This is a genomic window from Paenibacillus sp. CAA11 (genome assembly GCF_003060825.1).
GTDB lineage: Bacteria > Bacillota > Bacilli > Paenibacillales > Paenibacillaceae > Fontibacillus.
This window is the reverse complement of record NZ_CP028922.1, coordinates 2,944,059-2,968,596: the sequence shown is the minus strand read 5'-3', so window position 1 is coordinate 2,968,596 and position 24,538 is coordinate 2,944,059. Positions and strand designations below refer to the sequence as shown.

General features: G+C 48.6%; 21 protein-coding genes and 1 other annotated feature. Of the genes, 17 read left to right on the top strand and 4 right to left on the bottom strand.

Features of this window, described 5'->3' with window-relative positions; genetic code table 11:
• Window positions 1–46 precede the first annotated feature (46 nt).
• Window positions 47–304 (top strand) — a binding site (T-box leader).
• Window positions 305–365: 61 nt separating this feature from the next.
• The gene (tyrS, locus tag DCC85_RS13785; protein ID WP_108466119.1) at window positions 366–1,619 is read left to right on the top strand and encodes a tyrosine--tRNA ligase; all 1,254 of its coding nucleotides are present in this window, start codon (window positions 366–368) and stop codon (window positions 1,617–1,619) included.
• A gap of 67 nt (window positions 1,620–1,686) precedes the next feature.
• On the opposite strand, the gene rpsD is transcribed toward tyrS, so the two are convergent.
• Window positions 1,687–2,286, bottom strand: a complete 600-nt coding sequence (gene rpsD / locus DCC85_RS13780) for a 30S ribosomal protein S4 (protein WP_108466118.1) — start codon at window positions 2,284–2,286, stop codon at window positions 1,687–1,689.
• A gap of 379 nt (window positions 2,287–2,665) precedes the next feature.
• On the opposite strand from rpsD, the gene DCC85_RS13775 reads away from it, so the two are divergent.
• From DCC85_RS13775 to ltrA, 6 genes are all read left to right on the top strand, one after another.
• Complete coding sequence (locus tag DCC85_RS13775; protein WP_234414168.1) at window positions 2,666–4,753, top strand: sensor domain-containing diguanylate cyclase; 2,088 nt, start codon at window positions 2,666–2,668, stop codon at window positions 4,751–4,753.
• A 154-nt stretch (window positions 4,754–4,907) separates the two neighbouring features.
• A complete protein-coding gene (locus DCC85_RS13770; RefSeq protein WP_159081877.1) occupies window positions 4,908–5,702 on the top strand; it encodes a hypothetical protein in 795 nt (264 codons plus the stop codon).
• A gap of 86 nt (window positions 5,703–5,788) precedes the next feature.
• Complete coding sequence (locus DCC85_RS13765; protein ID WP_108466116.1) at window positions 5,789–6,904, top strand: aminopeptidase; 1,116 nt, start codon at window positions 5,789–5,791, stop codon at window positions 6,902–6,904.
• A gap of 99 nt (window positions 6,905–7,003) precedes the next feature.
• Window positions 7,004–7,249, top strand: coding sequence for an HPr family phosphocarrier protein (locus DCC85_RS13760; protein ID WP_108466115.1), 246 nt, complete (start codon window positions 7,004–7,006; stop codon window positions 7,247–7,249).
• A 166-nt stretch (window positions 7,250–7,415) separates the two neighbouring features.
• Complete coding sequence (locus tag DCC85_RS13755) at window positions 7,416–7,703, top strand: Fpa/YlaN family protein (RefSeq protein ID WP_108466114.1); 288 nt, start codon at window positions 7,416–7,418, stop codon at window positions 7,701–7,703.
• A 513-nt stretch (window positions 7,704–8,216) separates the two neighbouring features.
• Window positions 8,217–9,617, top strand: a complete 1,401-nt coding sequence (gene ltrA, locus DCC85_RS13750; protein WP_108463800.1) for a group II intron reverse transcriptase/maturase — start codon at window positions 8,217–8,219, stop codon at window positions 9,615–9,617.
• A 110-nt stretch (window positions 9,618–9,727) separates the two neighbouring features.
• Here ltrA and cax read toward each other — a convergent pair whose 3' ends face one another.
• A complete protein-coding gene (cax, locus tag DCC85_RS13745; RefSeq protein WP_108466113.1) occupies window positions 9,728–10,798 on the bottom strand; it encodes a calcium/proton exchanger in 1,071 nt (356 codons plus the stop codon).
• A gap of 224 nt (window positions 10,799–11,022) precedes the next feature.
• On the opposite strand from cax, the gene DCC85_RS13740 reads away from it, so the two are divergent.
• Window positions 11,023–11,385: an Asp23/Gls24 family envelope stress response protein gene (locus tag DCC85_RS13740; RefSeq protein ID WP_108466112.1), complete on the top strand. Its 363-nt coding sequence runs from the start codon at window positions 11,023–11,025 to the stop codon at window positions 11,383–11,385.
• 108 nt (window positions 11,386–11,493) lie between these two features.
• Here the strand turns inward: DCC85_RS13740 and ftsW are convergent, their stop codons facing one another.
• Complete coding sequence (gene ftsW, locus DCC85_RS13735) at window positions 11,494–12,744, bottom strand: putative lipid II flippase FtsW (protein ID WP_108466111.1); 1,251 nt, start codon at window positions 12,742–12,744, stop codon at window positions 11,494–11,496.
• A gap of 285 nt (window positions 12,745–13,029) precedes the next feature.
• Here ftsW and DCC85_RS13730 point away from each other — a divergent pair, with 285 nt between their 5' ends.
• From DCC85_RS13730 to DCC85_RS13690, 9 genes are all read left to right on the top strand, one after another.
• On the top strand, window positions 13,030–14,196 hold the full coding sequence (locus DCC85_RS13730) for a M20 metallopeptidase family protein (protein ID WP_108466110.1): 1,167 nt from the start codon (window positions 13,030–13,032) through the stop codon (window positions 14,194–14,196).
• Window positions 14,197–14,209: 13 nt separating this feature from the next.
• A complete protein-coding gene (locus tag DCC85_RS13725) occupies window positions 14,210–14,683 on the top strand; it encodes a CBS domain-containing protein (protein ID WP_108466109.1) in 474 nt (157 codons plus the stop codon).
• A 154-nt stretch (window positions 14,684–14,837) separates the two neighbouring features.
• Entirely contained in the window at window positions 14,838–16,559 is a 1,722-nt protein-coding gene (locus DCC85_RS13720) for a DNA repair helicase XPB (protein ID WP_108466108.1), read from the top strand.
• Window positions 16,556–18,208 carry a helicase-associated domain-containing protein gene (locus DCC85_RS13715; RefSeq protein ID WP_108466107.1) on the top strand — a complete coding sequence of 551 codons (1,653 nt, stop codon included), beginning with the start codon at window positions 16,556–16,558 and terminating at the stop codon, window positions 18,206–18,208. Before DCC85_RS13720 ends, DCC85_RS13715 begins: the two co-directional genes overlap by 4 nt.
• A gap of 125 nt (window positions 18,209–18,333) precedes the next feature.
• Entirely contained in the window at window positions 18,334–18,774 is a 441-nt protein-coding gene (locus DCC85_RS13710; protein ID WP_108466106.1) for a YlbF/YmcA family competence regulator, read from the top strand.
• 77 nt (window positions 18,775–18,851) lie between these two features.
• Window positions 18,852–19,115 (top strand): YlbG family protein, encoded by a 264-nt coding sequence (locus DCC85_RS13705; RefSeq protein ID WP_108466105.1) that lies wholly within the window; start codon window positions 18,852–18,854, stop codon window positions 19,113–19,115.
• A 183-nt stretch (window positions 19,116–19,298) separates the two neighbouring features.
• Window positions 19,299–19,736 (top strand): hypothetical protein, encoded by a 438-nt coding sequence (locus DCC85_RS13700; protein ID WP_108466104.1) that lies wholly within the window; start codon window positions 19,299–19,301, stop codon window positions 19,734–19,736.
• Window positions 19,737–19,897: 161 nt separating this feature from the next.
• A complete protein-coding gene (locus tag DCC85_RS13695; protein ID WP_108466103.1) occupies window positions 19,898–20,755 on the top strand; it encodes a PHP domain-containing protein in 858 nt (285 codons plus the stop codon).
• Window positions 20,756–20,820: 65 nt separating this feature from the next.
• Window positions 20,821–22,536 carry a putative bifunctional diguanylate cyclase/phosphodiesterase gene (locus DCC85_RS13690; RefSeq protein ID WP_108466102.1) on the top strand — a complete coding sequence of 572 codons (1,716 nt, stop codon included), beginning with the start codon at window positions 20,821–20,823 and terminating at the stop codon, window positions 22,534–22,536.
• A gap of 104 nt (window positions 22,537–22,640) precedes the next feature.
• Here DCC85_RS13690 and DCC85_RS13685 read toward each other — a convergent pair whose 3' ends face one another.
• Window positions 22,641–24,389 (bottom strand): Rqc2 family fibronectin-binding protein, encoded by a 1,749-nt coding sequence (locus tag DCC85_RS13685; RefSeq protein WP_108466101.1) that lies wholly within the window; start codon window positions 24,387–24,389, stop codon window positions 22,641–22,643.
• Window positions 24,390–24,538 lie beyond the last annotated feature (149 nt).

The window sequence follows — 24,538 nt, the reverse complement described above, 5'->3', positions numbered from 1 at the left end:
TTTTTATTATCTGATTATGTTATAAAGATCTTTAAAGCTAAATATGCAAAAAGCTTAGAAGGACTTAGTAGAAGGTGGATTACCGGCTGTGCAGAGAAACGGTGGATGGTGCGAACCGAGGAGCGGCCCCCTTTGAATTACCGTCTGGAGCTGTGCGGATGAACATGAGGCCTGTGAGGCTCGTCAGTAGTTCGCATCGGGTGGCCGTTATAAGAATGAGGTGAAAACCGTAAGGCTAAAGTTTGTTTTAGCTCATGCGGTTTTAACTAGGGTGGTAACGCGGGTGCTCCTTCTCGTCCCTTGGGATGAGAAGGAGCCTTTTTGTGTTTGTTGATATTTAAGCGCGATAGGGAGGTTAAGAAGAGATGGATGGGAAGGAATTAACCCATGCTCAAGCAGAGGAAGTGAAGAGGCAGCTAAAGTGTCTGGCCAGAGGTGTTGTGGAGATTGTACCGGAAGAGGCGCTAGAGCGTAAAGTCATGAAATCCGTAATTAGCGGCGTGCCTCTAAAGGTTAAGCTGGGGCTCGACCCTTCAGCACCTGATATTCACATTGGACACACGGTAGTGATGCAGAAGCTCCGTCAATTTCAGGAGCTCGGACATCAGGTTCAGCTAATCATCGGTGATTTTACGGGCCGAATTGGCGATCCTACGGGCAAATCAGAGACGCGAAAGGAGCTTACGGAAGAGGATGTGCTTCGTAATGCCGAGACCTACCGGCAGCAGATTTTTAAAATTCTTGATCCCGAGAAAACACAGGTTCTCTTTAATTCGGAATGGTTGTCTCCGATGACCTTCTCGGATGTAGTTAAGCTGGCTGCCAAGGTCACTGTGGCTCGTATGCTGGAACGGGATGATTTTACAAAGCGATACCAGAGTGGGGCGCCGATCAGCATTCATGAGTTCTTTTATCCGCTAATGCAGGGGATGGATTCGGTGGTCTTGCAAAGCGATGTGGAGCTTGGCGGGACGGATCAGAAATTCAATCTGCTCATGGGGCGTACCCTGCAGAAAGAATACGCGTTAGAGCCACAGGTTGTGATGATGACGCCTTTGCTTAAGGGATTGGATGGCGTCAAGAAAATGAGCAAAAGCTTGGGGAACTACATTGGCATCGATGAAGCGCCCAATGAGATTTACGGCAAGGCGATGTCTATTCCGGATGAGCAAATGACGAAGTACTTTATGCTGGTTACGGATTTGTCTAATGAAGAGCTAACTCTTCTTGAGGAAGGGCTAGAGACAGGAACACTGCATCCCCGTAATGTGAAAATGAAGCTGGCTTACACCCTTGTGCGGATGTATCATGGTCTGAATGCGGCTGAAGCTGCCCAGGAGCATTTTATTACTGTATTTCAGCAGCGGTCTCTTCCGGTGGAAGTGGAAGAGAAGAACATCCACTTCTCTGAACTTGAGAGTGGGCGTATTCATCCCATCAAGCTTCTTGCATTATTAGGTTTTGCATCATCTAACAGCGAAGCAAGACGAAGTATTCAGCAGGGAGCTATGAAGCTCAATGAGAAGAAGGTTGAAGATTATAACACAGCGATAACAGTCTCTAACGGGGACATCGTTCAAGTGGGCAAGCGAAAATTCGCAAAGCTTCGAATTGTCTAACGTGAAGGGGGCAGAGCATAAGAAAAATCCCGGTTGCCAGGGGCAGCCGGGATTATCTTCTTGAAGATTAACGGTTGTAGAATTCGACGATTTGCTTCTCGTCGATATCTTGAGAAAGCTCAGCACGCTCAGGAAGACGGATGTACTTGCCTTCTACAGCATTCTCGTTGTACTCCAGGTAAGCTGGAAGATGCGTGCGGTTCTCCAGAGCTTCCTTAACGGAAGTCAAGCCGCGGCTTCTTTCACGCAGACCGATTACATCGCCAGGGTTAACGAGGTAGGAAGCAACGTCTACTTTCTTACCGTTAACTGTTACGTGACCGTGGGATACCAATTGACGTGCGCCTGCACGGGAGTTAGCGAATCCCAGACGGTAAACGAGGTTGTCCAGACGGCTTTCGAGCAAGAACATGAAGTTCTCACCAGCAATACCGGCCATTTTGTGAGCTCTAGAGAACAGGGTGCGGAATTGCTTCTCACCCAAGCCGTACATGTGACGAAGCTTTTGTTTCTCTTGCAGCTGCATACCGTAGTTGCTGATTTTTCTCCGTTGGTTCGGTCCGTGTTGTCCCGGAGGGAACGGACGCTTCAATTCTTTGCCAGTACCGCTCAGGGAAATGCCCAGGCGGCGGCTGAGTTTAAATTTAGGACCAGTGTAACGTGCCATTGTATAGGTAGACTCCTTTTATAAAGAAATTTAAGTTTGGGGCTACACTTTGCGCCGGATGCCGTTATGATGGGCGGATGGATAGAAAGCTCCGCTCTACTGACATGAAAGTTCAGCCGCTGTCAACGTCAGTTACGACTCCGTGAGGGTGACACAATATTACGCCCTGGGAAAGACTCTATCCAGTCTTTTTCAACAATAAATATTATATGAAAACCCCACTAAAAGTCAAGGCGGCGAACCATAAATGAAAAAGTAATATTTTGTCGATAGGGCTTTTGCACTAAAAAAATCACGGTTTCTTACTCATAGTTAATGCAAAATGATCATGGAAATAGTAGAATATAGGAGATGAGGAGCCATTGAAAGTTAAATTCATATGGCTTTTTTAATATTTACCTTTCGAGCAAGAACATTTACGCCGCCGGAACAGGGCGTTATTAAGGAGCTTCTTATGGCAGAATATCCTCGTGAATATCCAGGGGTGCATAAACAAACAGTATCGCTTTCATCGAATTCCGGCAGTCTGGACCCTGTTACTGCTCCAAATTCCTGGCTGGAGGAACTGGATATTACCAATTACGATTTTCCTTATCTAGAGCCGCTGCTGAAGTCAGGCTTTTCCGTTTGGGCTTCCGATGCTCTTCCGATCGAAGATCTGGAAGAAAGCGAGTGGTTTGTTACAGACCATACCGGAGAGCTGGTGGAAGGAACCGTGCCTGGCCTGAATGATAAGGTCAAGGCGGCCAAGCGTGCTGTAGAGCTTGCTTTGGCTCGAGGCGCTGTTTCTACAGCTGAATATGAAGGGGTTGGAGCTGTAGCCGTTCCTGTGCGGACCAAGCGAAGCTGTGAGATTTTCGCGGCACTTGTCTGTGTTGGCCTTAGCAGTATCGACAGCCTTAATTTGTTTACCGCGCAGTCTAAGTTTTTTCGTTCCTGCTTCTACCGAGCATTGGAGAATTTATTTGTAGTGGATTTGCTCATTCTCCGCAAGCAGGCCAATCGTGAAGCCAAGCGAAGGGCCGCTCTATTTCGGGCGGTACAGCGGCTGCACGACAAGATTAATGTTGATGCCGTTCTGACAGAAGTGTTTGATATTATGACAGAGCTTTATCCAAAGGCTAATATAGAACTGCTTATGTCTCAGGATCACCCTAGCCGTGATTCCAGGATCAGATCGCTTCGCTTCGAAGGGAAGAACAGCAGTGACAAGCTGTCGGTAAGAGCCTTTATGGAGGCTACTCTGCTTAAAGAGGAGGTTCTGGGAGAGGACGGGCCCATTCTGGAGGTCGCTGTGCCTCTGGTAGGTAAGCAGGGGGCATACGGGGTGCTTCTCCTTACCGTCTCTAAGGAGGCAGCGGATGATATTGATCTTCAGCTCATTAATATTCTAGCAGACACGGCGGGGACGGCGTTTGAGAATGCCAGATTATATGAACAATCCAATCTGCTGATTCATGAGCTGCGCTTGATTAACGAGCTTGCGCAGCAAATTAATCGTAGCTTGCGGCTGGAAGAGGTATTCAAATTTACGACCGATGAGCTGATTCACATTTTTAAAGCAGAATATTGCTGCTTGTCTCAGCTGGACCGGGAGAGGGATCAATTCAAGATTATGGCATCCAATGTGCCTGCGCTGAATGAGGAGCCCTTTCCAAGTGATTACGGCTTTTGCGGGTTAGTTCTCTCCACCCGGGAGCCGGTCATATTGTCCGACTACAAAAAATACGGCAAGGTTAAGTCCAAGATGATGGACGTGACTGGGGCTAGATCGCTGATCGCGGCACCTGTTTTTATTCGCGGAGAAGTGAATGGTACCATTATGCTTGCCCATCGAAATGCCCATTATTTTTCATATGATAACTATAAGCTTCTTCAGGTGCTTGCGAGCCATATTGGTCTGGCTGTTGCCAATGCCTCACTTCATGCTGAGGTGCAGCTGATGGCCGACCGAGATATGCTGACAGGGCTTTATGCACGCCATTATTTGGATGATGTTGTTCAGGGGCTTCAGAAGCAGGATGAATCTGGCACCTTGATTATTGTAGATATTGACTATTTCAAACAGGTTAACGACACCTTTGGGCACCAAAGCGGGGACCGCGTTCTTAGGCAAGTGTGTGATATAGTTAGATCCACGATCCGGGACAAAGATATTGCCGCCCGGTGGGGAGGAGAAGAGCTTGCTGTTTATTTGCCGGGGATGCGAGCTGAGGAAGGCGCACTGGTGGCCGAGATGATACGGGAAAGCATCTATATGAACACGAAACCGCAAGTTTCAGTCTCCTGCGGCGTAGCAGATTGGACAAGCACGGATGCCAAAATCAGTGTGGAGGCCTTATTTTATCGAGCTGATATGGCTCTATACCGGGCCAAGAATGGCGGAAGAAACCGTGTTGAGGTTGCAGATTTAGATGAAGATGGTACAGGGATTTCCAAATTATATGAGCGTGAAGACATCCTGTGACAGGATGTCTTTTTTTGCCTACAACTTCATAACGCATATCCTGCTTTTCACGGGATAGCCTACAACTAAAGGTTTATCATTAACTTTCTTTGAAGGGGTGAAGCATGTGCGGTTATGGCGGTTGGTACTATGCTTATTTGCTTCGTGCGGGGTATTGTTAACTGCAAGTTGTACGGTAGGGAAGACTCCGCAGCAGTGGTTCGAGCTGACATGGGCTGGGCTTGCCGGAAGCGATACGCTCAAGTTCCGCGGAGAAGCAGCTTTGATGGTGGAGGGGGAAAATGCTCAGCCTGAGGCCTTTGCTTACACTGGGGAATTAAAGAATCATACATCGCTCACCTTGAAGGCCAAACTTGCCAGTCAGGAGAAGGTGCTTAAAGCCGCAGATAGGACGCTTCGCACGCAACAATTCAAGCCGCTTGAGATGAAGTTGACAGGCACTACTTGGTCCGTAAAGGGCGGTGCTGAAACGGTGAAAAACCTTCCTGGGCTGGCTCAATCTATAGCGCGGCTTCACCCGCTGGCTGAATTAGAGAAGCTTCATGTCATGAAGAAGCAGGTCACTTTGGAGAAGGGAGCGGCACGGGGCACCCGTGTGCTTAGAATTCAAACCGATCCGGCAGACGAATCGAGCTATTTGAGGGATTTGCTTACCGGGGAGATGGCGGACTTAAGACAAGAGTGGGAGCTCGGACTTAAGCAGCTTCCGCTAATCGAGCGTGCTTCCTATCAAGCTAAGGGCGTTGAGGTTTGGAAAAAGAGCCAGGCGGAGATGAACTCCATGCTGGATACAGCTCAAGTCCAGAGTTTGTATCATTTAACCATTGACCGGAAAAGTGGTCTTCCCATCCGTCTGACTTCGAGCACCCAAATTCGTTATTTGGATAGAAAGGGAACGCGGCGTATGGAGTCGCTTTGGAACGATTCGCGGTTTACAGGCTATAAATAGCCGGGCATTCTTCAGGTTTAGCTGACTTTAACTTTTTGCCATGCTACAATAGTAATCGATTCATAAAGGTTGGGAGGAAGACAGAAATGAAGGATCCTAGGATTCAAAAATTAGCACAAAACCTTGTGGGCTATTCGGTTAAAGTGCAGCCTGGAGAAAATGTGCTGGTAGAAATGATCGGCTCTGAGCGCGATTTGATCAATGCGATTGTAGAAGAGGTTGCGAAACATGGTGGAAATCCGTTCGTCCAACTTACAGACAAGACAACACAGCGCGCAATGCTGATGAATGCGACGGAAGAGCAGATTAAAACTTGGGCGGATATTGATTTGAATCGGATGAAGAAGATGCACTGCTATATTGGCATTCGTGCAGGTGAGAATGTCAATGATCTTGCTGATGTCCCTGAAGAAAAAATGAGGCTCTACAACACTCTATACAACCATCCCGTACATAGTGAACAGCGTGTCAAGCACACCAAATGGGTTGTGCTGCGCTATCCGAATGCGAGCATGGCTCAACTGGCGAACATGAGCACTGAGGCATTTGAAGATTTCTATTTTGATGTCTGCAATTTGGACTATGCGAAGATGGATCGTGCGCAGGACGCTCTTGCTGCCTTAATGAAGCGCACTGATAAAGTTCGGATTGTTGGACCAGGCACGGATTTGCAGTTCTCCATTAAGGGAATTGATGCCATCAAGTGCTCTGGTGAATGCAATATTCCGGATGGCGAAGTTTATACGGCTCCTATCCGCGACTCTGTAAATGGCACAATCAGCTATAATGCGGCTTCCCTTTATAACGGAATAACTTTCGAGAATGTAAGCTTCCGTTTTGAGAACGGCCGTATTGTTGAAGCGACCAGCAATGATAATGAACGAATTAATGAGATTCTGAATTCTGATGAGGGAGCACGCTATATTGGCGAATTTGCCATCGGCTTTAACCCTTATATTTTGCATCCTATGAAGGACACGTTGTTTGATGAGAAGATCGCGGGAAGCCTGCATTTTACTCCAGGCCAAGCATACGAAATCGCAGATAACGGAAACCGTTCCTCTATCCACTGGGATCTTGTGTTGATTCAGCGTCCTGAGTATGGCGGCGGGGAGATATATTTTGATGATCGTCTTATTCGAAAGGATGGCATCTTCGTGCTTCCTGAGCTTGAAGCCTTGAATCCAGAGAATTTGAAGTAGGAAGCAAACAGCCCTCAAGGTGAAATTTCCTTGCCGAGAAAGCGGATTCAATGTATAGTATAATTATACTATGCCAAAGCAAAAGACGGAGGGATCTATATGGCCACCAACAATGAGGCGGTTGTGGAAATTGCCCAAACTGCAGGTAAATTCTCTTCTTCCATTGTGCTGCAAGCTGACAATAAGTACATCGATGTAAAAAGCATTCTTGGCCTGTTTACAACACTTGTATCCAGTCATAGCTATGAGCTTCATGTTCATGGCCCGGATGCAGAGGAAGCTAAGAAAGCGCTGGTCGAGGTGTTTGCTAAGCACAACCTGAAGGTTGAAGTTGTATCTGAATAAATCAAGCAGGGTCACCCTTTCTTAGCCGGAGAGGGTGATTTTTCATATATAGGCTGGCTTTTTTAGGACGACTGTTTCAAAGGAGTCCTTGTATTGCTCTTCAATTTCGACTAATATTAAAGTTAGATGGGTGAACCTTTAGTCAACAGAGAGAGGGGGAAGATGCATGACTTTATCTGATTTGCAAGAGCAGCTGAATTTAAAAGCGTTGAGTCTTCTTCAGGAAGATGCCGATAAAATAGAGAAGTTAATTGAAGTACAGATGGAGAACCTGGCGACCCGTTATTGCCCTCTCTATGAGGAAGTATTGGATACTCAAATGTTTGGGTTCTCCAAGGAAGTGGATTTTGCCGTAAGAGCGGGGCTGGTCGATGAATTGGTCGGAAAGCAAATCCTGAGCAAATTGGAACGGAACCTCGCTCTTCTCTATGAAGCTTTAAACAACAAAGAGTAGCCTGCCAATTGGTGGGCATACATAGAATGTAAGAGATTGCTAGAACAAGGGCCGGGAGAATATTCTCCCGGCCCTTGTTCTTTTGTGTGCGCCCGGCATGGGCGATAACTCGGCGGTGAAAGTCCGCTACAGGCTTGGCAGTAGGAACTGTTAGCTGAAGGCAAGGGTGTCCGCCGCGAGGCGGAATCTGAAGGAAGCCGGAGGCAAACCCTCGGTCTGACGAACAGAAATCACATAGAAGGCATCATGGGACGGACGAGCTTGCACTACAAAGCAAAGTCCAATACTGCCCGAATCCCATGGTGTAAATGTGGCAGATAGATGAGGGGAAGGTTATCGCTCTTACCCGGGGAGGTCTCACAGACGACAAGTAGGAAAAAAAACCGAAAGACGGAGTAAAGCTTGCTGTGAGAAGTCAGCAGAGGCCATAGTACCCGGAAGGTTTTTTTTTTTTTCGGGGAAGGGCCGAACAATCGTAAGTCTCGAGTACATACCGAAAGGAGAGCTGACGCGATGAAAGCAGAATACCGAAAGGGCTACCTGCAAAGGGATAGCGTGGAACGCGAAGAGCATGCGGGAGTGCGGAGCGCCGGCACTCGGGAACGTAAAGAAAGAGGCGGTGCAACAGACCTGCTGGAGCAGATTCTGGACAGAGACAATCTGAACAGAGCCTACAAACAGGTCAAACGCAACCATGGAGCGCCAGGAATCGACGGAATGACCGTAGAAGACGCGCTACCCTGGCTGCAGGAACATAGAGACGAGCTGTTGCAAAAGATCCGGGAAGGCAGATACAAGCCCAGCCCAGTACGGCGCAAGGAAATTCCCAAAGCAGATGGAAGCGGAGTACGGAAGCTTGGCATACCCACGGTCGTAGACCGAGTGATTCAGCAGGCAGTCGCCCAGCAGCTCCAGCCCCTGTTCGAGCCGCTCTTCTCGGAGGGAAGCTATGGCTACCGCCCCGGTCGGAGCGCACAACAGGCCATTCGCAAGGTGAAAGACTATGCAGAACAGGGATACGGCTACGCAGTAGAAATCGACCTCTCCAAATACTTCGACACGCTGAATCATGAGCTGCTTATGCATCTTTTGCGCAAACAAATTCAGGACAGACGCGTAACCGAACTGATTAAGAGATACCTGAAAAGTGGGGTTATGGAGAACGGGGTGCACTGCAAAACAGAAGAAGGCTCCCCTCAGGGAGGCCCCCTGTCGCCGCTTCTGGCGAACATCTACCTGAACGAATTTGACCAAGAGATGAAAGGCCGCGGAGTGAACGTCATCCGCTATGCGGACGATATTGTGGTGCTTGCCAAAAGCAAACGGGCAGCGGTGCGGCTACTGGAATCCTGCGGAAAGTACCTGGAGACCAAACTGAGACTCCAGATCAATACGCAGAAAAGTAAGGTCGGTAGCGTAGTGGCTCGAAAGCACTTCAAATTTCTCGGCTTTGCCCTGGGAAAGAACAAGAACGGCATGTATATCCGTGCCCATGGACAATCCCTCGCAAAAGCGAAGAAGAAGTTGAAAGAACTCACAAGTCGCAGCCAGGGCAGAAATGTTCGCCAAGTCATGGAAAAGGTAAAAGTCTACATTCGGGGATGGATTGGTTACTACTATGTGGCCGACATGAAACGGATCCTGCAAAGCTGGAGCGAATGGTTGCGAAGACGACTGCGGATGTACATCTGGAAACAGTGGAAAAAGCCGCGAACAAAAGTACAAAACCTGCGGAAGCTGGGGATACCGGAATGGCAGGCTTACCAGTGGGGCAATTCCCGTCTCGGGTACTGGCGCATCGCCGGAAGTCCAGTGTTGTCTCGTTCCATAACAAACAAAAAGCTCGTACAGGCAGGATATTATGACTTTCCTGCGCAATACGAGCGTTTACGTAAATTGCACTTATGCGGTTGAACCGCCGTATACCGAACGGTACGTACGGTGGTGTGAGAGGTCGGCTACTCATCTAATGAATAGCCTCCTACTCGATTGCATTCAATTCGGATTCGGTTAATGGTCAGGAATCAAACCAGGTAGAAGGAGACCCCGAGAATGCCATATACGGCAAGCAGCAGCAGGCCTTCATACCAGTTGGTTGAACCGTCTTGTGTGATGGATTTCGCGATGAAGACAGAGACGCCGATGGCTGCAATCTCAATCACCGTGAAGAAGATGTCCATTGGCTGGCTGAACAAATGACTGACAAAGATCAGTACCGGTGCTACGAACAGAGCGATCTGCAGTGAGCTGCCAACGGCGATCTCTACGGCGGCGCCAATCTTATTCTTCATCGCAAGCATGATCGCCGCGGAGTGTTCAGCAGCGTTGCCGACAATAGCAACGACAAACGCGCCGACGAATAGTTCAGTAAGGCCAAACTTCTCTGTAATAGGATCAAGCGTGTGAACAAGCCATTCACTGACGAAGGCAACCATAACTGTTGCGATCACAAGGTAGAGAATAGATTGCCCCTTGGACCATGCTGGTTCATGGTCATTCGGGAGCTCTTCTTCGGTGTTCTCAGTAACATCGGCTAAATAATTTTTATGGGTGATCATGGAGAAGATCAGCCACAGCAGATATGCTACGATGAGGATGCCGGCAACGATCAGACTGAGCAAATTCTTGTCCTCATTATGAAGAGCATGATTATGTAAGAAAATGGCCGGTACAAACAGGGCGATAATAGCCAAGATCATTAAGGAGCCATTGAGGCCTGCCAGAGTTACATTAAAGTTCTGGATTTTGTACTTTAGTCCGCCGGCTAACAGGCTTAAGCCCAGAACAAGCAGCAGGTTCCCGATAATCGAACCGGTAATGCTCGCCTTAACCATGTCAAAGTGACCTTCCTTGACAAGTAAAATACCGATAATTAATTCGGCGGCATTACCGAAGGTTGCATTTAGAAATCCGCCTAAACGCTGACCGGCATAGTGAGCTACGCTTTCCGTGGCTTTTCCGAGGAATCCAGCCATGAAGATGACCGCGACGGCCGAGATGACGAACTGGAGCGTATAGTTCCATTCTGCATAATGCCCGATCGCGCTAAGTGCGAAAAAAATAAGCAGTACTGCGGGGAAACCAATTTTCTTCAAAATAAAACACCTCTGTCCCTTCTTAAGTGAGTTGCGAATGAATAAATCCGGAATATTGAAATACCGTATAAACAATACAAATTCAATATACCCAATCCGAATAAGATTTTAAACGCAAAATTAGAGCTTTGTCTATATTTGCTTTCCTGCTCCTTTGGCTATACAATTGAAATAAATGAGTTTTGTGCAGACGATAGATCTGCAGAACTGTGGGAGGAATAACCATGACCGAGCAGCTGCAACTTGATATGGGCATGATTCGGATTGCCGATGATGTCGTTGCCAAAATTGCGGGAATGGCGGCACTTGAGACGCCAGGCATCGCAGCGATGTCCGGCGGCTTGTCGGAGGGCTGGGCTAAACGGCTCAGCGGCAAGAACGTACAGAAAGGTGTTACAGTGGAGGTTGGGCAGCTCGAAGCGGCGATTGATTTGAGAATCATAGTGCTGTATGAGACCCCGATCCATGAAGTGTCTAGGATGCTTCAACAAAATGTACGGGAAGCTGTAGAGAGCATGACAGGCCTCAAAGTAGTTGAGGTGAATGTTAAAGTCGAGAGCGTTGCCTTCAAAAACGACGAGGTATAAGGTATCCGCCTTAGATCCTGAGTTACATAAACCTTAAGTTGCCACAAATTCAAAAAAGACTGCGATCCCATAAGGGACCGCAGTCTTTTTTGGTGTAGTGTGAAATTTTTAACGGCCGAATCTTCTACCACGGCTTGTCATTGGTGTGACGGATGTAGATTGCTTGACAACTACGGATTTTGTTACTTCCTTCTTGGCCGGCATGGAGGAAGCACGCGAGATACTCAGCATGATTCCCATTGAAGCCATCGTAATCAGCAGTGAAGAACCACCGTAGCTGATAAAAGGAAGTGTGACCCCGGTAATCGGGATAGTCCGGGTAACACCGCCAATATTGATGAAGGCCTGAATGGCGATAAGGCCCATGATGCCTACACCGACTAAGGTGCCGAATATGTCGGGACAACGAAGGGCGATGATGAGGCCCCGCCAGATGAAATAAACATATACGAGCAGAAACAGCAGCGTTCCAATAAAGCCAAATTCTTCACCGATGACAGAGAATATGAAATCGTTATAAGCATTAGGCAAATAGTGCAATTTTTGGATGCTTTGACCAAAGCCGACGCCTGTCGCTCCGCCATTCCCTATGGCTGTAAGCGATTGGATTAGGTTATAACCGCGATGCTGGGGATCTGCCCACGGGTTAAGATAGGCCTGAAAACGTCCGGCCTGGTAGCTTGTTCCGCTGCTTCCGTCTGAATGTAGGGCACTAATGAGCGCTTGAGCTCCAAGCACAAGGCTGGCACCAAGAATGAGCAAGCCGAGCGAGCCCATAATATGCTTCAGATTCGCGCCGCCGGCAAAGATGATCAGTCCTGCTGTCATGACCAGAATCATACAGGAACCCAAATCGGGCTGGAGCATGATGAGGCCGGCAACAAAGCCAACGATCATCATGACAGGGATATAGCCGTTTCTTAAATCACGGAACCGTTCTCCCTTTTTGGCGATGAGAGCGGACAAGTACAAGATGATGGTGATCTTGGCAAGTTCGGTGGGCTGAAAGGAGAAGCCGCCAATTTTGAACCAGCTTCGGGCTGCATTGAGCTCAACCCCGAAATAAGGGACCAGCATCAGCAAAATAATTGTTACCAAAAATGCAGGTACGAACAACTTCTTGTATTTGAAATACGGGATATTCATGGTGACGAACATGCCAAACAATCCAATCACAGCACCGAAAATTTGTTTCTTAACAAAATACATAGAATCATAGCCATAATTCTCGTTGACCACCGCGATGCTGGAGCTGGCACTAAAAACCATCAACAATCCAAATCCGACAAGAATCAGGGTTAGAATGAGTAATTGAAAATCCGGTGTTCCCCGCTTGGCAGGGGTGCTTTTCTCTTTCATAGCCGTTCTGCAGCCTCATTCCCGGTAGGAATGACGCTGTCCAATTTGTTCAAACCCTTGGGATAAGCATTCATGGTGTGAACATCCTCCTTAAAAATCCAACTTACTGCCTACGGTTTTACTTCTCATGATAGTATGTTTGTAGGGCTTGTGCAAGCTTTGCTAGCCGCTTGGCTTGAAGCATAAATAAATATATTTGGAGCCTTGAGTGTACCGGGCAAACAGGTTTTGGTACAATTTTGTATAGTAGAGATAATTATAGATAGCTAGAGAGGGGAACCAGGTATGGATTGGGAAGAGCTCAAAAGCCGGCATCCGCTCATGGTTACGCGCCGCCGTTATTTGCATCAGCACCCTGAGCTGTCCTTTCATGAGGGGCAAACCGCGGCCTATGTCGCTGAAATTCTAAGTCAGGCAGGAATTCCATATAGAATGAACGTTGGCGGGCATGGCATTGTCGCTTCAATTCAAGGCGAGCTTCCGGGGAAAACGGTTGCGCTGCGGGCGGACATGGATGCACTGCCCATTCAGGATGAGAAGTCCTGTGCATATGCATCGACCGTACCTGGCGTGATGCACGCCTGTGGGCATGATGGTCATACGGCAACCTTGCTTGCTGTGGCTGAGTATTTTGCGTCTCGGCGGAGTGAGCTTCACGGAGAGGTCCGGTTTCTGTTTCAGCCCGCAGAGGAGGTCTGTCCCGGCGGGGCTGTTGGTATGATAGAAGGAGGCGCGCTTGATGGGGTAGACGTCATATACGGCGTGCATTTGTGGACACCAATTTCTGTAGGAAAGGCGGCCAGTGCCCCGGGACCGCTTATGGCCTCAACAGACGAATTCTTCGTAGACATTCATGGTCGCGGCGGGCATGGAGGAATGCCTCATAATGCCGTGGATAGTGTAGTTGCCGGAGCTTCACTCGTTATGCAGCTACAGAGCGTTGTCAGCCGCTCGGTAAATCCGCTGGATCCGGCTGTGGTCACCATTGGTGCCATCCAGGGAGGAACCGTTCAGAACGTGATTGCAGAACGGTGCCGCCTGTCAGGAACCGTGCGCTGTTTTCGTGAAGAGACGCGCGTGCTGATCAGGGAGCGTATATCAGAGCTTGTGGAGCATACCGGGAAGGCATACGGCGCAGAGGCTACGGTTCAATATGTGCTTGGCTATCCAACGCTTATGAACCATCCTGGAGAGACAGAGCGGTTCTTCCAGGTTTGTGCTGAGGTGCCCAGCCTTTCTCCTGAGCTGACCCAGCCTATTATGCCTGCAGAGGATTTTGCGTATTACCTGCAAAAGGTTCCCGGCTGTTTTGTGCTGGTAGGGGCGGGCAACTCGGACAAAGGAGTGGTGTACCCGCACCATCATCCTATGTTCGATTTTGACGAGAATGCAATACTGAATGCAGCTGGGCTGCTTATTTCGCTCACGGAATCCTTTATGTCGGATTTGTAACTGTCATCTGTGAATGAGAAGCGGGCTTTCGGGGAAGCTTATTTCCCGAGGGAGGGATGTCATTATGAAGGTCAGCCAAATTATGACTGAGGATGTAGTTACAGTAAACCGCAAGGATAATATTTATGAAGCAGCTGTGAAGATGAAGCAGCATGATACGGGTTTTATTCCTGTTGTAGATCAGGATGGTTCTACGCTCATTGGTGTAATTACCGACCGTGACCTAGTGGTTCGCGGGATTGCGGAGAAGAAACCTGGATCTACTGAAGTAGCTGAGGTTATGACGCAAGGAATTCGCACAGCAAGTGTGGATATGACGATTGATGAGGCTTCCGAGCTGATGGCCGAGCAGCAAATTCGCCGTCTTCCCGTGACAGAGGGCAAGAAGCTGATCGGCATTGTTTCGATCGGAGACATGGCTGTGCGTAATATTTTCTCAGATGAAGCCGGTGAGGCGCTTAGCCAAATTTCCGAGCAGGTTCACTAATCGTTATATTTTTGGAGTATGATTCGGATATCAAATGCCATGATGACCATAGGAGAGGCTTAGTCTTAAAAAAAGGGAGGCCTTTCCAAGGTCATCTTTTTATATATCACAGATGTAAAAAACTACATAAAAAGAATAAAAAAGGTGATGTTGAATGAATGAGCATGGCGCCTGCATTGTACAGAATGACCTCACTTTATTGCTAGAAACAGCTCACCCGTCCTTTGAAGAAGCAAGAGATAGGATTTCCGGATTTGCAGAGCTTGTGAAAAGTCCTGCATCTTTTCATACGTACCGTATAACTCCATTATCACTATGGAACGCGGCGGCTGCAGGCGTGAATGCCCAGGAGGTGATTCTGAGACTGCAGCAGGTTTCACGCTGGGATATTCCGCTTCAGGTGAAAGATCATATTTCTCTCTGGATGTCCAGGTATGGCAGGCTTGTTCTCTATGCATCGGCTGCTGGTAAGGGCTGCCTGGAGCTTAAGGCCTCTGATCCGCAAATTCTTGACGAAATCGGAGGCTTCAAAGTTCTTCGCAACTATGGTTGGCGCCGCCTTGATCCAAGCACTGCCGAGATAGCGGGAGAATACAGGGGGATCCTTAAGATGGAGCTCACCCGGCTCGGGTACCCGGTGTTGGACAAGGCAGGCTATCATAGCGGGTCTTCACTTAAGCTGTCTCTTCGGACTACAACACGGAAAGGAACCCCGTTTGGTTTAAGAGACTATCAGAGCGACAGCATCCGCAGCTTTATTGGAGAATCGAAAAATCCAGGAGGCAGCGGAGTTATGGTTATGCCTTGTGGAGCAGGCAAGACTGTCATTGGCCTTGGAAGCATAGCCGAGCTTCAATGTGAAACTTTAATCCTTACATCTAACGTCACATCCGTCCGTCAATGGATTCAAGAGATACTGGATAAGACATCCCTTGATGAAGAGCTGATCGGCGAATATTCCGGGGAAAGGAAACAAGTGCTTCCTGTGACCGTCTCCACTTATCAAATGCTCACTCACCGTTCCCGTAAAGACGAGGGGTTCCATCACCTTCCCCTTCTGAACAGCCGGGATTGGGGGCTGATTATTTATGATGAAGTACACCTGCTGCCAGCACCGGTCTTCCGAGCGACGGCGGATATTCAGGCCACCCGCAGGCTTGGCCTAACGGCTACCCTTGTCCGTGAAGACGGTCGAGAGCAGGATGTCTTCTCTCTAATTGGTCCAAAGTGCTGCGATTTACCATGGAAGGACCTTGAAAGTCAAGGGTGGATTGCTCGGGTGAAGTGCACTGAAATACGTGTTCCGATGAATCCTTCGCTTCGGGAGAAGTACTACTATGCAGATGAGCGAAGCAAAACCCGCCTAGCGGCAGAGAACCCTGCGAAGCTGGCTGAGGTAAGCCGTCTATTAAAGCAGCATAGCGGCCAGCAAATTTTGATTATTGGCCAATATGTTAGCCAGCTTAAGGCGCTTTCTATAGGCTTAGGAGTTCCTGTACTTACCGGGCAGACCTCACAGGAAGAGAGGGCTATGCTTTATACCCGATTCCGTGAAGGGGCCATCCCCGTACTGATTGTATCCAAGGTGGCCAATTTTGCGGTGGATCTGCCGGATGCATCCGTTGCCATAGAGGTGTCGGGCAGCTTCGGCTCCAGGCAAGAGGAAGCCCAGCGGCTGGGTAGAATTTTAAGGCCGAAGCAGGGAAGGAACGAAGCACATTTTTATACTCTGGTAACGGATAGCTCTAAGGAAAGAGATTACGCTGAGCATCGTCAGTTATTTTTGCTTGAACGTGGTTATGAGTACAGCATTGAATACGCAGAGCAGGAAGCGAGTACCCTGTCTCTGTCTGAAGACGAGGTGGCTGAGGGATGAATGGAAAAAGCCAGCGGCCTTGGGCAGTCCTTACTTTGAACCGGATTTATCAGCGTTTTGCATTTGAGCCGTTCTTTTTGGAACAGCTGGAGGAAACTGCCGATTCCGGGCTGAGCGGAGCGGAGCTTCGTGCAGGGCTATACCTGTTGGAGAGACAAGGACAAGTTAGCGTAGTAAGCAAAGATTATGAGGAGAAGCGCTACTGCCTCCCATTCATGACTTTTTTGGAGATTAAGCAGAGCCGACCGCTTCCAGGAATAGTTCCATTAGAGGATCAGGAAGTCTCCTTGCGAACTGAGAGCAGGCCCGGTCTTGCTCTTGATATTTTCCGCGCGCTGAGCTTTATCGCCAAAGGGGGATTACCACTTACCTCCAAGGGGGGGATTCGGCAAAAAGCAATTCAGCAGCTTCGTAAGGAGATTGTTCTCAGCGACGAGGACTTGCTGGAGTTCGCACAGGACCCGCTGAACATTAAGCTGCCTTCTTCCCCGGCAGAGATGATCCTATACCTTGCAAATACACTCGGGCTGGCTGGCAGGGGACCGCTGCAATGGCAGGTGCTTCCCGCAGGGCTTGAAGCTTGGCTGCGCTGCTCATGGACAGAGATGGAGGAGCAGCTGCTGGTTAAAATGCTCTTTGTGTATCCTCCAGCGGATACGAAGCTTCGACATTTGGCTGCTGCCATCCTGGCTCCTAATATTCAAGAAGGGGCCTGGTACGAAGTAGAGAGTTTTATACATAGGCTGGAGAAGGAATTAGGGCCTTGCGGTGCGGTGCGGGCAGCACATAAGCATTGGCTGCATGGCTGGCTCCGCATGCTTTGCGGCTGCGGGTGGCTTGCGCTCGGATTGACAGGAGAAGGAGGACAAGCTTTTAGATGGATTCGCAAGCCGAAGCCTTCGGCTGATTTAGTCCCGGCAGTGTTGGATGGCCGTTTTTATATTCAGCCGGATTTTGAAATTTTGATTCCGCCCGATGTGGCTTGGAGTGTTCGTTGGGAGCTTGAAATTGTAACTGAGTACGTCCATTTCGACAATATGACAACCTATCGTCTCACTCGGGAAGCTCTGCAAGAAGCGATCATTTGCTATGGACGAACAGCTACTGAAATCATGGCATTTTTAAAGAAGCATGCTGCCGCTCAGCTCCCAGTAAACGTAGAACTCTCGATTATGGAGTGGGCTAAAGAAGCGGATGCTGAGTGCAATTGTACCCATGGGGGACATCAGGTGCCGACTTTTTCAGGCATAGAGCAACAGAAGTCAGAGGGTCTCCAATCTCTAAAAATTTCTTCCAGACCTTCTCGGGAGGATGTAATAGCAGCCGAGTCGAATGGCTGGAAGGAAGAGCTCTTTCCTGGAATACGAAACGTTCCGCTGAGCTGGACGAAGGAGCTTCGCGGGTATCACACGTCGACTGCCAGAGAGCTGCTGCGTCAAGCTATGGAGTGGAAGACAAAAGTAAGGTTTAAACTTGGGGAGTCTTGCCCCTCCATAGGGAGACCGACGCTCCTCCTTACAGATGGAGCGGAGTGGAAAGTCCAGGTTTTGCTGGACAGTGAGGAGAAGCTGGATGTTGCCAGCTTGCAGGTGGCCGAGTGGGCTCCTTCGGAATGGGAAGCCCTGCAGATCTTGCTGCCTGAGATTTAGAGGTGATAATTGAAATAAAGCGGACCAAACTCCCTTTTCGCGCCGGAAAGGTTTATGATATGATATAAACGTCGGTTTAGACTGACGTCTGTGTTTGCAAACTTAATAGAATCGAGTTGAATTTCATGAGCGTATCCGAGTTGAAGACGGTCGATATGGCCCAGATGCTGATATACGCCTATGAATTGGGCGATATGATCAACCAATCCGTATGTGTAGCGGAATATTTATATTGGAAGCGCCTGATCAATCAGGATGAAGCCATTCAGGCGCTGATCAAGAAGCTGGAATCTAAGAAGGAGCTGTTCGAAGAGACTCAGCGGTTCGGACACTTTCATCCCGATTACCATGCAGCTAAAGACAAAGTGGCCGAGGTGGAGAAGGAGCTTGAACAGCACGAAGCTGTCCGCCGCTTCAAGATCGCGGAGCAGGAGCTGGATGAGCTTCTGCATCAAATGTCCGAGATGATTGCTTACTCGGTATCATCAAGTATTAAAGTGCCGGGGAATGAAACCCATGGCAAAGGCGGATGTGCTAGTGGCGGCAAGTGCGGCTGCGGAGGTTAATCTGCATATTGAGCTTAGGAGGGGGGCCTGATTAGAAGGGCGCCCTTCGGCGATAGAGAGCGGGGAAGACCATGACTTTGTTTCCAGAACGTACAGGCTATATTATTTGGGTCAGTGACCTTAAAGCAGCCAGAAACTTGGATAAATACGGTAGTGTGCATTACCTGTCCCGGCGGATGCATTATGTTGTGATGTATGTTAATGCGGATCGAGCTGAGGATATCATGAAGAATGTCCGTAAGCTGTCTTATGTGCGCAAAATTGAGAGATCTTACCGCAACGAGATTAAGACAGAATACAGCAAGAACGAGCCGGACAAAACCCAATTCTACGGGATGTAATCATGCGAAGTGGAAGGGAAGAGCAGCATTCATGCGGCTCTTCCCTTTCTTTGTAAACATTTATATGAATCTATGATCAAGTTACAGTTGGCAACTTGTGGATAGATCGGTTATGATATATGATAATAGGTAAAAATGCTTAGTTTGTAGTTAATTAGACCTAACTAATGGAGAGGATGCCGCTTGAGAGATAAGGTGACAAAGCGATGGAGTACATATGAGCCCTTTTTCATAGCGTTAGGAGAGCGGAAGATTGCGGATATCGTCATTACAAATCATGCGATACTTCGCTATAACGACAGAATAGGGCCTGGGAATAGTCACTTTGACGCGATTGCCTCAATGCTTTGGGAATGTCTCAAACAGGGCCGAGTTGCTCCATACTATCGAAATGAACAGGATGTTTATCTTATTGATGGAGATATAGTTATGGTAGCTGAATTTGCTGAGCTTCCGGGCGAAACAGACCTTGAGGGTTATCCTCTATATAAAATGATTGTGGTTACCTTTCTTGGTAAAATGTCGGAGACGATGGAACTCAGGGATCTGAAGTCTTATTACTCTTGGCTGCGCCACTCCCGAAGAACAACCCTGATGAAGAACAGCCGTAAACGGAGGTAGCTCATCCAGAGCAGCATGCGGGAAAGCTCCACGCATGCTTTTTTGTGTGGAATGAATAAAAGCAAGGACATGTCTGTTTTCTTATTAGAAGAGGCATGATATGGTAATAGTGAAGGGAACATCCTTTGATCTGCATATAAGCGGAAAGCGAGGAAGCAAGGATGACATCGAAGCAAGGTCGCTGCGATCTGCACACACATACACAAGCGTCGGACGGAATGAACTTACCCAGCGAGAATGTCAAGCTTGCCAAGGACATGGGACTGTCCGGAATTGCTATTACAGACCATGATACCGTAGCCGGCGTCGCTGAGGCACTGAAGGCCGGAAGGGAACTGGGGATTGCAGTAGTTCCCGGCGTGGAAATCAGCACCAGTCAAATGGGACAGGATATTCATGTGCTGGGCTATTATATAAATACACAGGACGAGCAGCTGCTGCACCGTCTGCAGGAGCTCCGTTCATTGCGGGATCGAAGAAATGAAATGATCTTGGCCAATTTGAATAAGCTGGGAATCTCCTTGGTGATGGATGAAGTCATAGCAGGGCTTGGGAGACCTCTTCAAGAGGATGAGAGCATCGGCCGTCCTCATATAGCCGATGCTTTAGTGCGAAAGGGGCGGGCGAAGGATCTTCGGGATGCCTTTGACAAATATTTGGCTGAAGGAGCTTCGGCGTATGCCACGCTGCCCAAAATTACTCCAGGCGAGGCAGTAAGTTGGATTCGCGAATCGGGAGGCGCTCCCGTTCTGGCCCATCCTGGAATTTACGGCAACGATGCGCTGATGCTGGAGATTTTACAGGAGCATCCTTGGGCAGGCATTGAAGCGTATCATTCGGACCATTCCCCAGACCAGGAAGCGAAATACTTACAATGGGCTGAACGCTTGGAGCTTATCCCGACAGGCGGCTCAGATTACCATGGTATTCGTCAAGGGATGGTTTTTCATGGGGAAATCGGCAACCGCTCCGTTCCTTTACACACAATAGAACAACTTAGAGAGCAAGCGGGCTGCTAGGGCCAGCAAGTACACAAACGGCAGCTTTGATCTTGATCAAAGCTGCTTAATAAAGGGGAAACGGCATGAACAAACCACTAAATACGAAAGACCTGAAAGCAGTTATTGATTCAAATAGTCTGTGGCAGGCCATTGATCATATGGGGGTCGGTGTTGTCATTACGGACCCTAATTTGAAGGATAATCCGGTTGTGTATGTGAACCAAGGATTCACTGCAATAACTGGTTACACCTCCGAAGAAGTGCTGCTCAAAAATTGCCGTTTCCTACAAGGAGCAGAAACCGATCAGGAGCATCTTGAGACCATTAGAAGATCTGTGAAAGAACAGCAGGCCACCACGATAACGATTAAGAATTATAAAAAAGACGGCAGCTATTTCTGGAACCAGCTTATAATGAGCCCGATCTATGCTTCGGATGGACGTCTGCAGTTCTTTATTGGACTCCAATTCGATGTGACGAAGGATGTAGAGGAGAAGAAGGAAGTCCGAAGCCAGATCGCTCATCTATCTACCTATGACCCTGTTACAGGCCTCTTAAGCTTGGCTCATTTCCGGAGTGAACTGGAGCAAAAGCTATCCTTAGGCAGTCGGTGTGCAGTCATTCGGGTAAATGTGAACCGTTTCCGTTACATCAATGAGAGCTATGGCGAGGATACAGGTGACAGGCTGCTGATCGAGATTGCTGAGCGGATGAAGAGAGTCTTGGGACCTGATACACAGCTGTGCCGCAGCTTTGCTGATGATTTTATTCTTTTGCTATCAGATCCTAAGAACTCTTCAGAGCTTCAGACGGCAGCCATGCTGTCCGATTCTTTGAGAGAGCCTTATAATCTAGGTGGCGAGGAAATTCACGTAAGCTTCAGCCTGGGTGTAAGTATCTATCCAGAACACGGGGAGACAGGGGCTTTACTTCTTAAACATGCGGAATTAGCAATGAAGCAGGCAAAGTCGGAGGGGCTCGGGCAACCGCTTCTCTTCGAATATTCTCTGATGGATCGCCTGCTAGACCGGATGCGTATTGAGAAGAGGCTTCCGGTTGCTCTGGACAAAGGAGAATTTGAGCTTCACTTTCAGCCGAAAATTATGGCTTCTTCCCAGAAGCTTATCGGTGCCGAGGCGCTGGTGAGGTGGTATGATCCTGTGCATGGCCTGGTGTCTCCGATGGAGTTCATCCCGCTTGCTGAAGAGAACGGATTTATTATACCGCTTGGACAGTGGGTTCTGGAGGAGGCTTGTCGGCAGGCAAAAGCTTGGCAGGATGCAGGCTATACGCCATTTCCAGTTTCGGTGAACGTATCGGCTGTTCAAATCAAGCATCCCCAGTTCATTCATACTGTAGAACGAGCGCTTGAGATTACAGGGCTTAGCCCGGAATTTCTTGAGTTAGAGGTTACAGAGACGATCTTTAATGATCCTGTAGTAATAAAGGATAAGCTGAACAAGCTGAAGAGTCGAGGCATTTCCATTTCGATCGATGACTTTGGCACAGGGTACTCTTCGATCCACTATCTCAAGACACTTCCAATTGATATTCTCAAAATCGACAAGGCCTTTATTGAGAACACGCCAGGCTCGGAACAGGATAATTCTCTTTTGCGTTCCATCATTCAGCTTGGGAAGTCTTTTGGTCTGACAGTACTGGTCGAGGGCGTAGAGACGAAGGAGCAGTTTGATTTCCTGAGTGGCAATGGCTGTGATTTAATTCAAGGATATTATTATAGCCGCCCGCTAAATTTATCCGGCATGGAGGAGTTGCTGAGGACTTTGAAGCCGGCATAGATATAGCTTTAAGGCCGCTTGTTTTTAAAGAGGGAATAACCTTCTTTGAAAACAAGCGGCCTTTGTGCGCTTAGCCTTCTTAGGTCTAAATCAAATCAACGAATTTATTTAATGATATTAGGTAAAGACTTAATACGCTTCTCTTCCGGTGTCACAATGAGTGTGCGCTGATGATCATAGATGACAAAGCCCGGCTTCGCTCCGCTTGGTTTACGCACATGGCGAATAAGAGTGCAATCTACAGGCACGCTGCTGGATTCCTTAGCCTGGCTGAAGTAAGCGGCCAGCTGAGCTGCCTCTTCCAAGGTAGCGTCTCCAAACTCGGCGGCGCGAATAACGACATGGGAGCCTGGTATATCCTTGGTATGCAGCCATGTATCGTTTGGCTTGGCAAGCCGGTTCGTTACATACTCGTTCTGCAGATTGTTTTTCCCTACATAAATTTCAATTCCTTCTGAAGAAGTAAACACATGCAGCGTCGGCCGGTCGTTCTTCTTTTTCTTCTTGACCTTACGGCCGCGGTCGCGCAAATACCCCTGCTGGGTCAGCTCCTCGCGAATCTCCTCGATATCGTTCATGCTGGCATCACCGAGCTGCAGCAGCAGCCCTTCCAGATACGTGATTTCTTCCCGCGTTTTGTCTAACTGCTCTCCGATCACAGCAAGACTGTTTTTGAACTTGTTATATTTTTTGAAATAGCGCTGTGCATTCTCGGATGGAGTCAGCAGCGGATCAAGCGAAATGCGCTCTGTTCCTTGATTCTCGTCATAGTAATTGATCAGCAGCGCTTCCTTGTCCCCCTTCTGAATTTGATGCAGGGAAGCTAGCAGAATCTCACCCCAGATCCGGTAACGTTCTGCATCGCCAGCCTCTTCAAGGTCCTTCTCCAGATTGTCGAGCTTCTTAATATTTTTGCTTCGCTCATTCTGCAAGAAACGCAGCAAATCACTGACCCTCTGCTTCACGGTGTCCCGCTCCGCTTTGTCGCCATAGTAGGCTTCCATGCACTCGCTGATCGATTCGTAAGTGTGAAGCCCCTCCTGAATCAAGGTCAGTTGTACTGCGGAGAAAATAGCCTTGCCCTTCGCATTTAAACCGGATGAAGGATGGTAATCCTGGCAGCGAATTTGCTCCATAAGCTCGGCAAAGGCCTTCCAGAGCCTGGTGCCAAGCGGCTCGAAATCGAGTGCATCTCCTTCGCTGTCAGCTGCACGGTTCACAATTTCCTGTGCGATTAGTGGGCTAAGCCCGCTAAAGGAATCGACCAGCCATCCGGCTGAACTTGGCTCTAGTACCGCTCTTGATAAGGCCATGAATTCATCCTTTGAGACCTCTAGAGGATGCTGTTTATGCTGCTGGGGCGGTTCTGTGTAGGTGAAGCCGGGCATAACCACCCGGTAGCTGCTGATTGCTGGCGTGACATGATGTATGCCATCCAGCTGAGTGCCAGTAGCGGGATCCAGCAGAATGATATTGCTGTGCCGGCCCATCAGCTCAATGACGATTCTTTTTAAAGAGAGATCACCGAGCTCATCCCGTTGCCGAATGTCCATATGGATGATCCGCTCGAGTCCTACTTGCCGGATGCTCTCAATGACGCCGCCTTCACAGTGCTTGCGAAGAAGCATGCAGAACATCGGCGCTTCTTGAGGGTTGAGAAAGGATGCTTCCGTAAAATGAACGCGGGGATAGGTGGGGTTTGCGGACAGAAGAAGCCGCCGTCCTCCGCCCTGGCCTCGCAGACTGATGACGATATCACTCTCTGAAGGTTGATGGATTTTATTAATTCTGGCGCCTATGCATAATTGAAGCTCATGTACAATAGCGCGCGTAACGATGCCGTCTAATGCCATAACGTTTAGTTCTCCTGTTTATAATTTTGACTTACCTCTATGATGCCATACTTGAAGGGAAAACTTAAGAGGCTGTGATATTTTAGGACAGGTCTGAATACATTTAACCTAGGTGGATAAGCCTTCAAACGGTCAAGTATGCGCTAAAC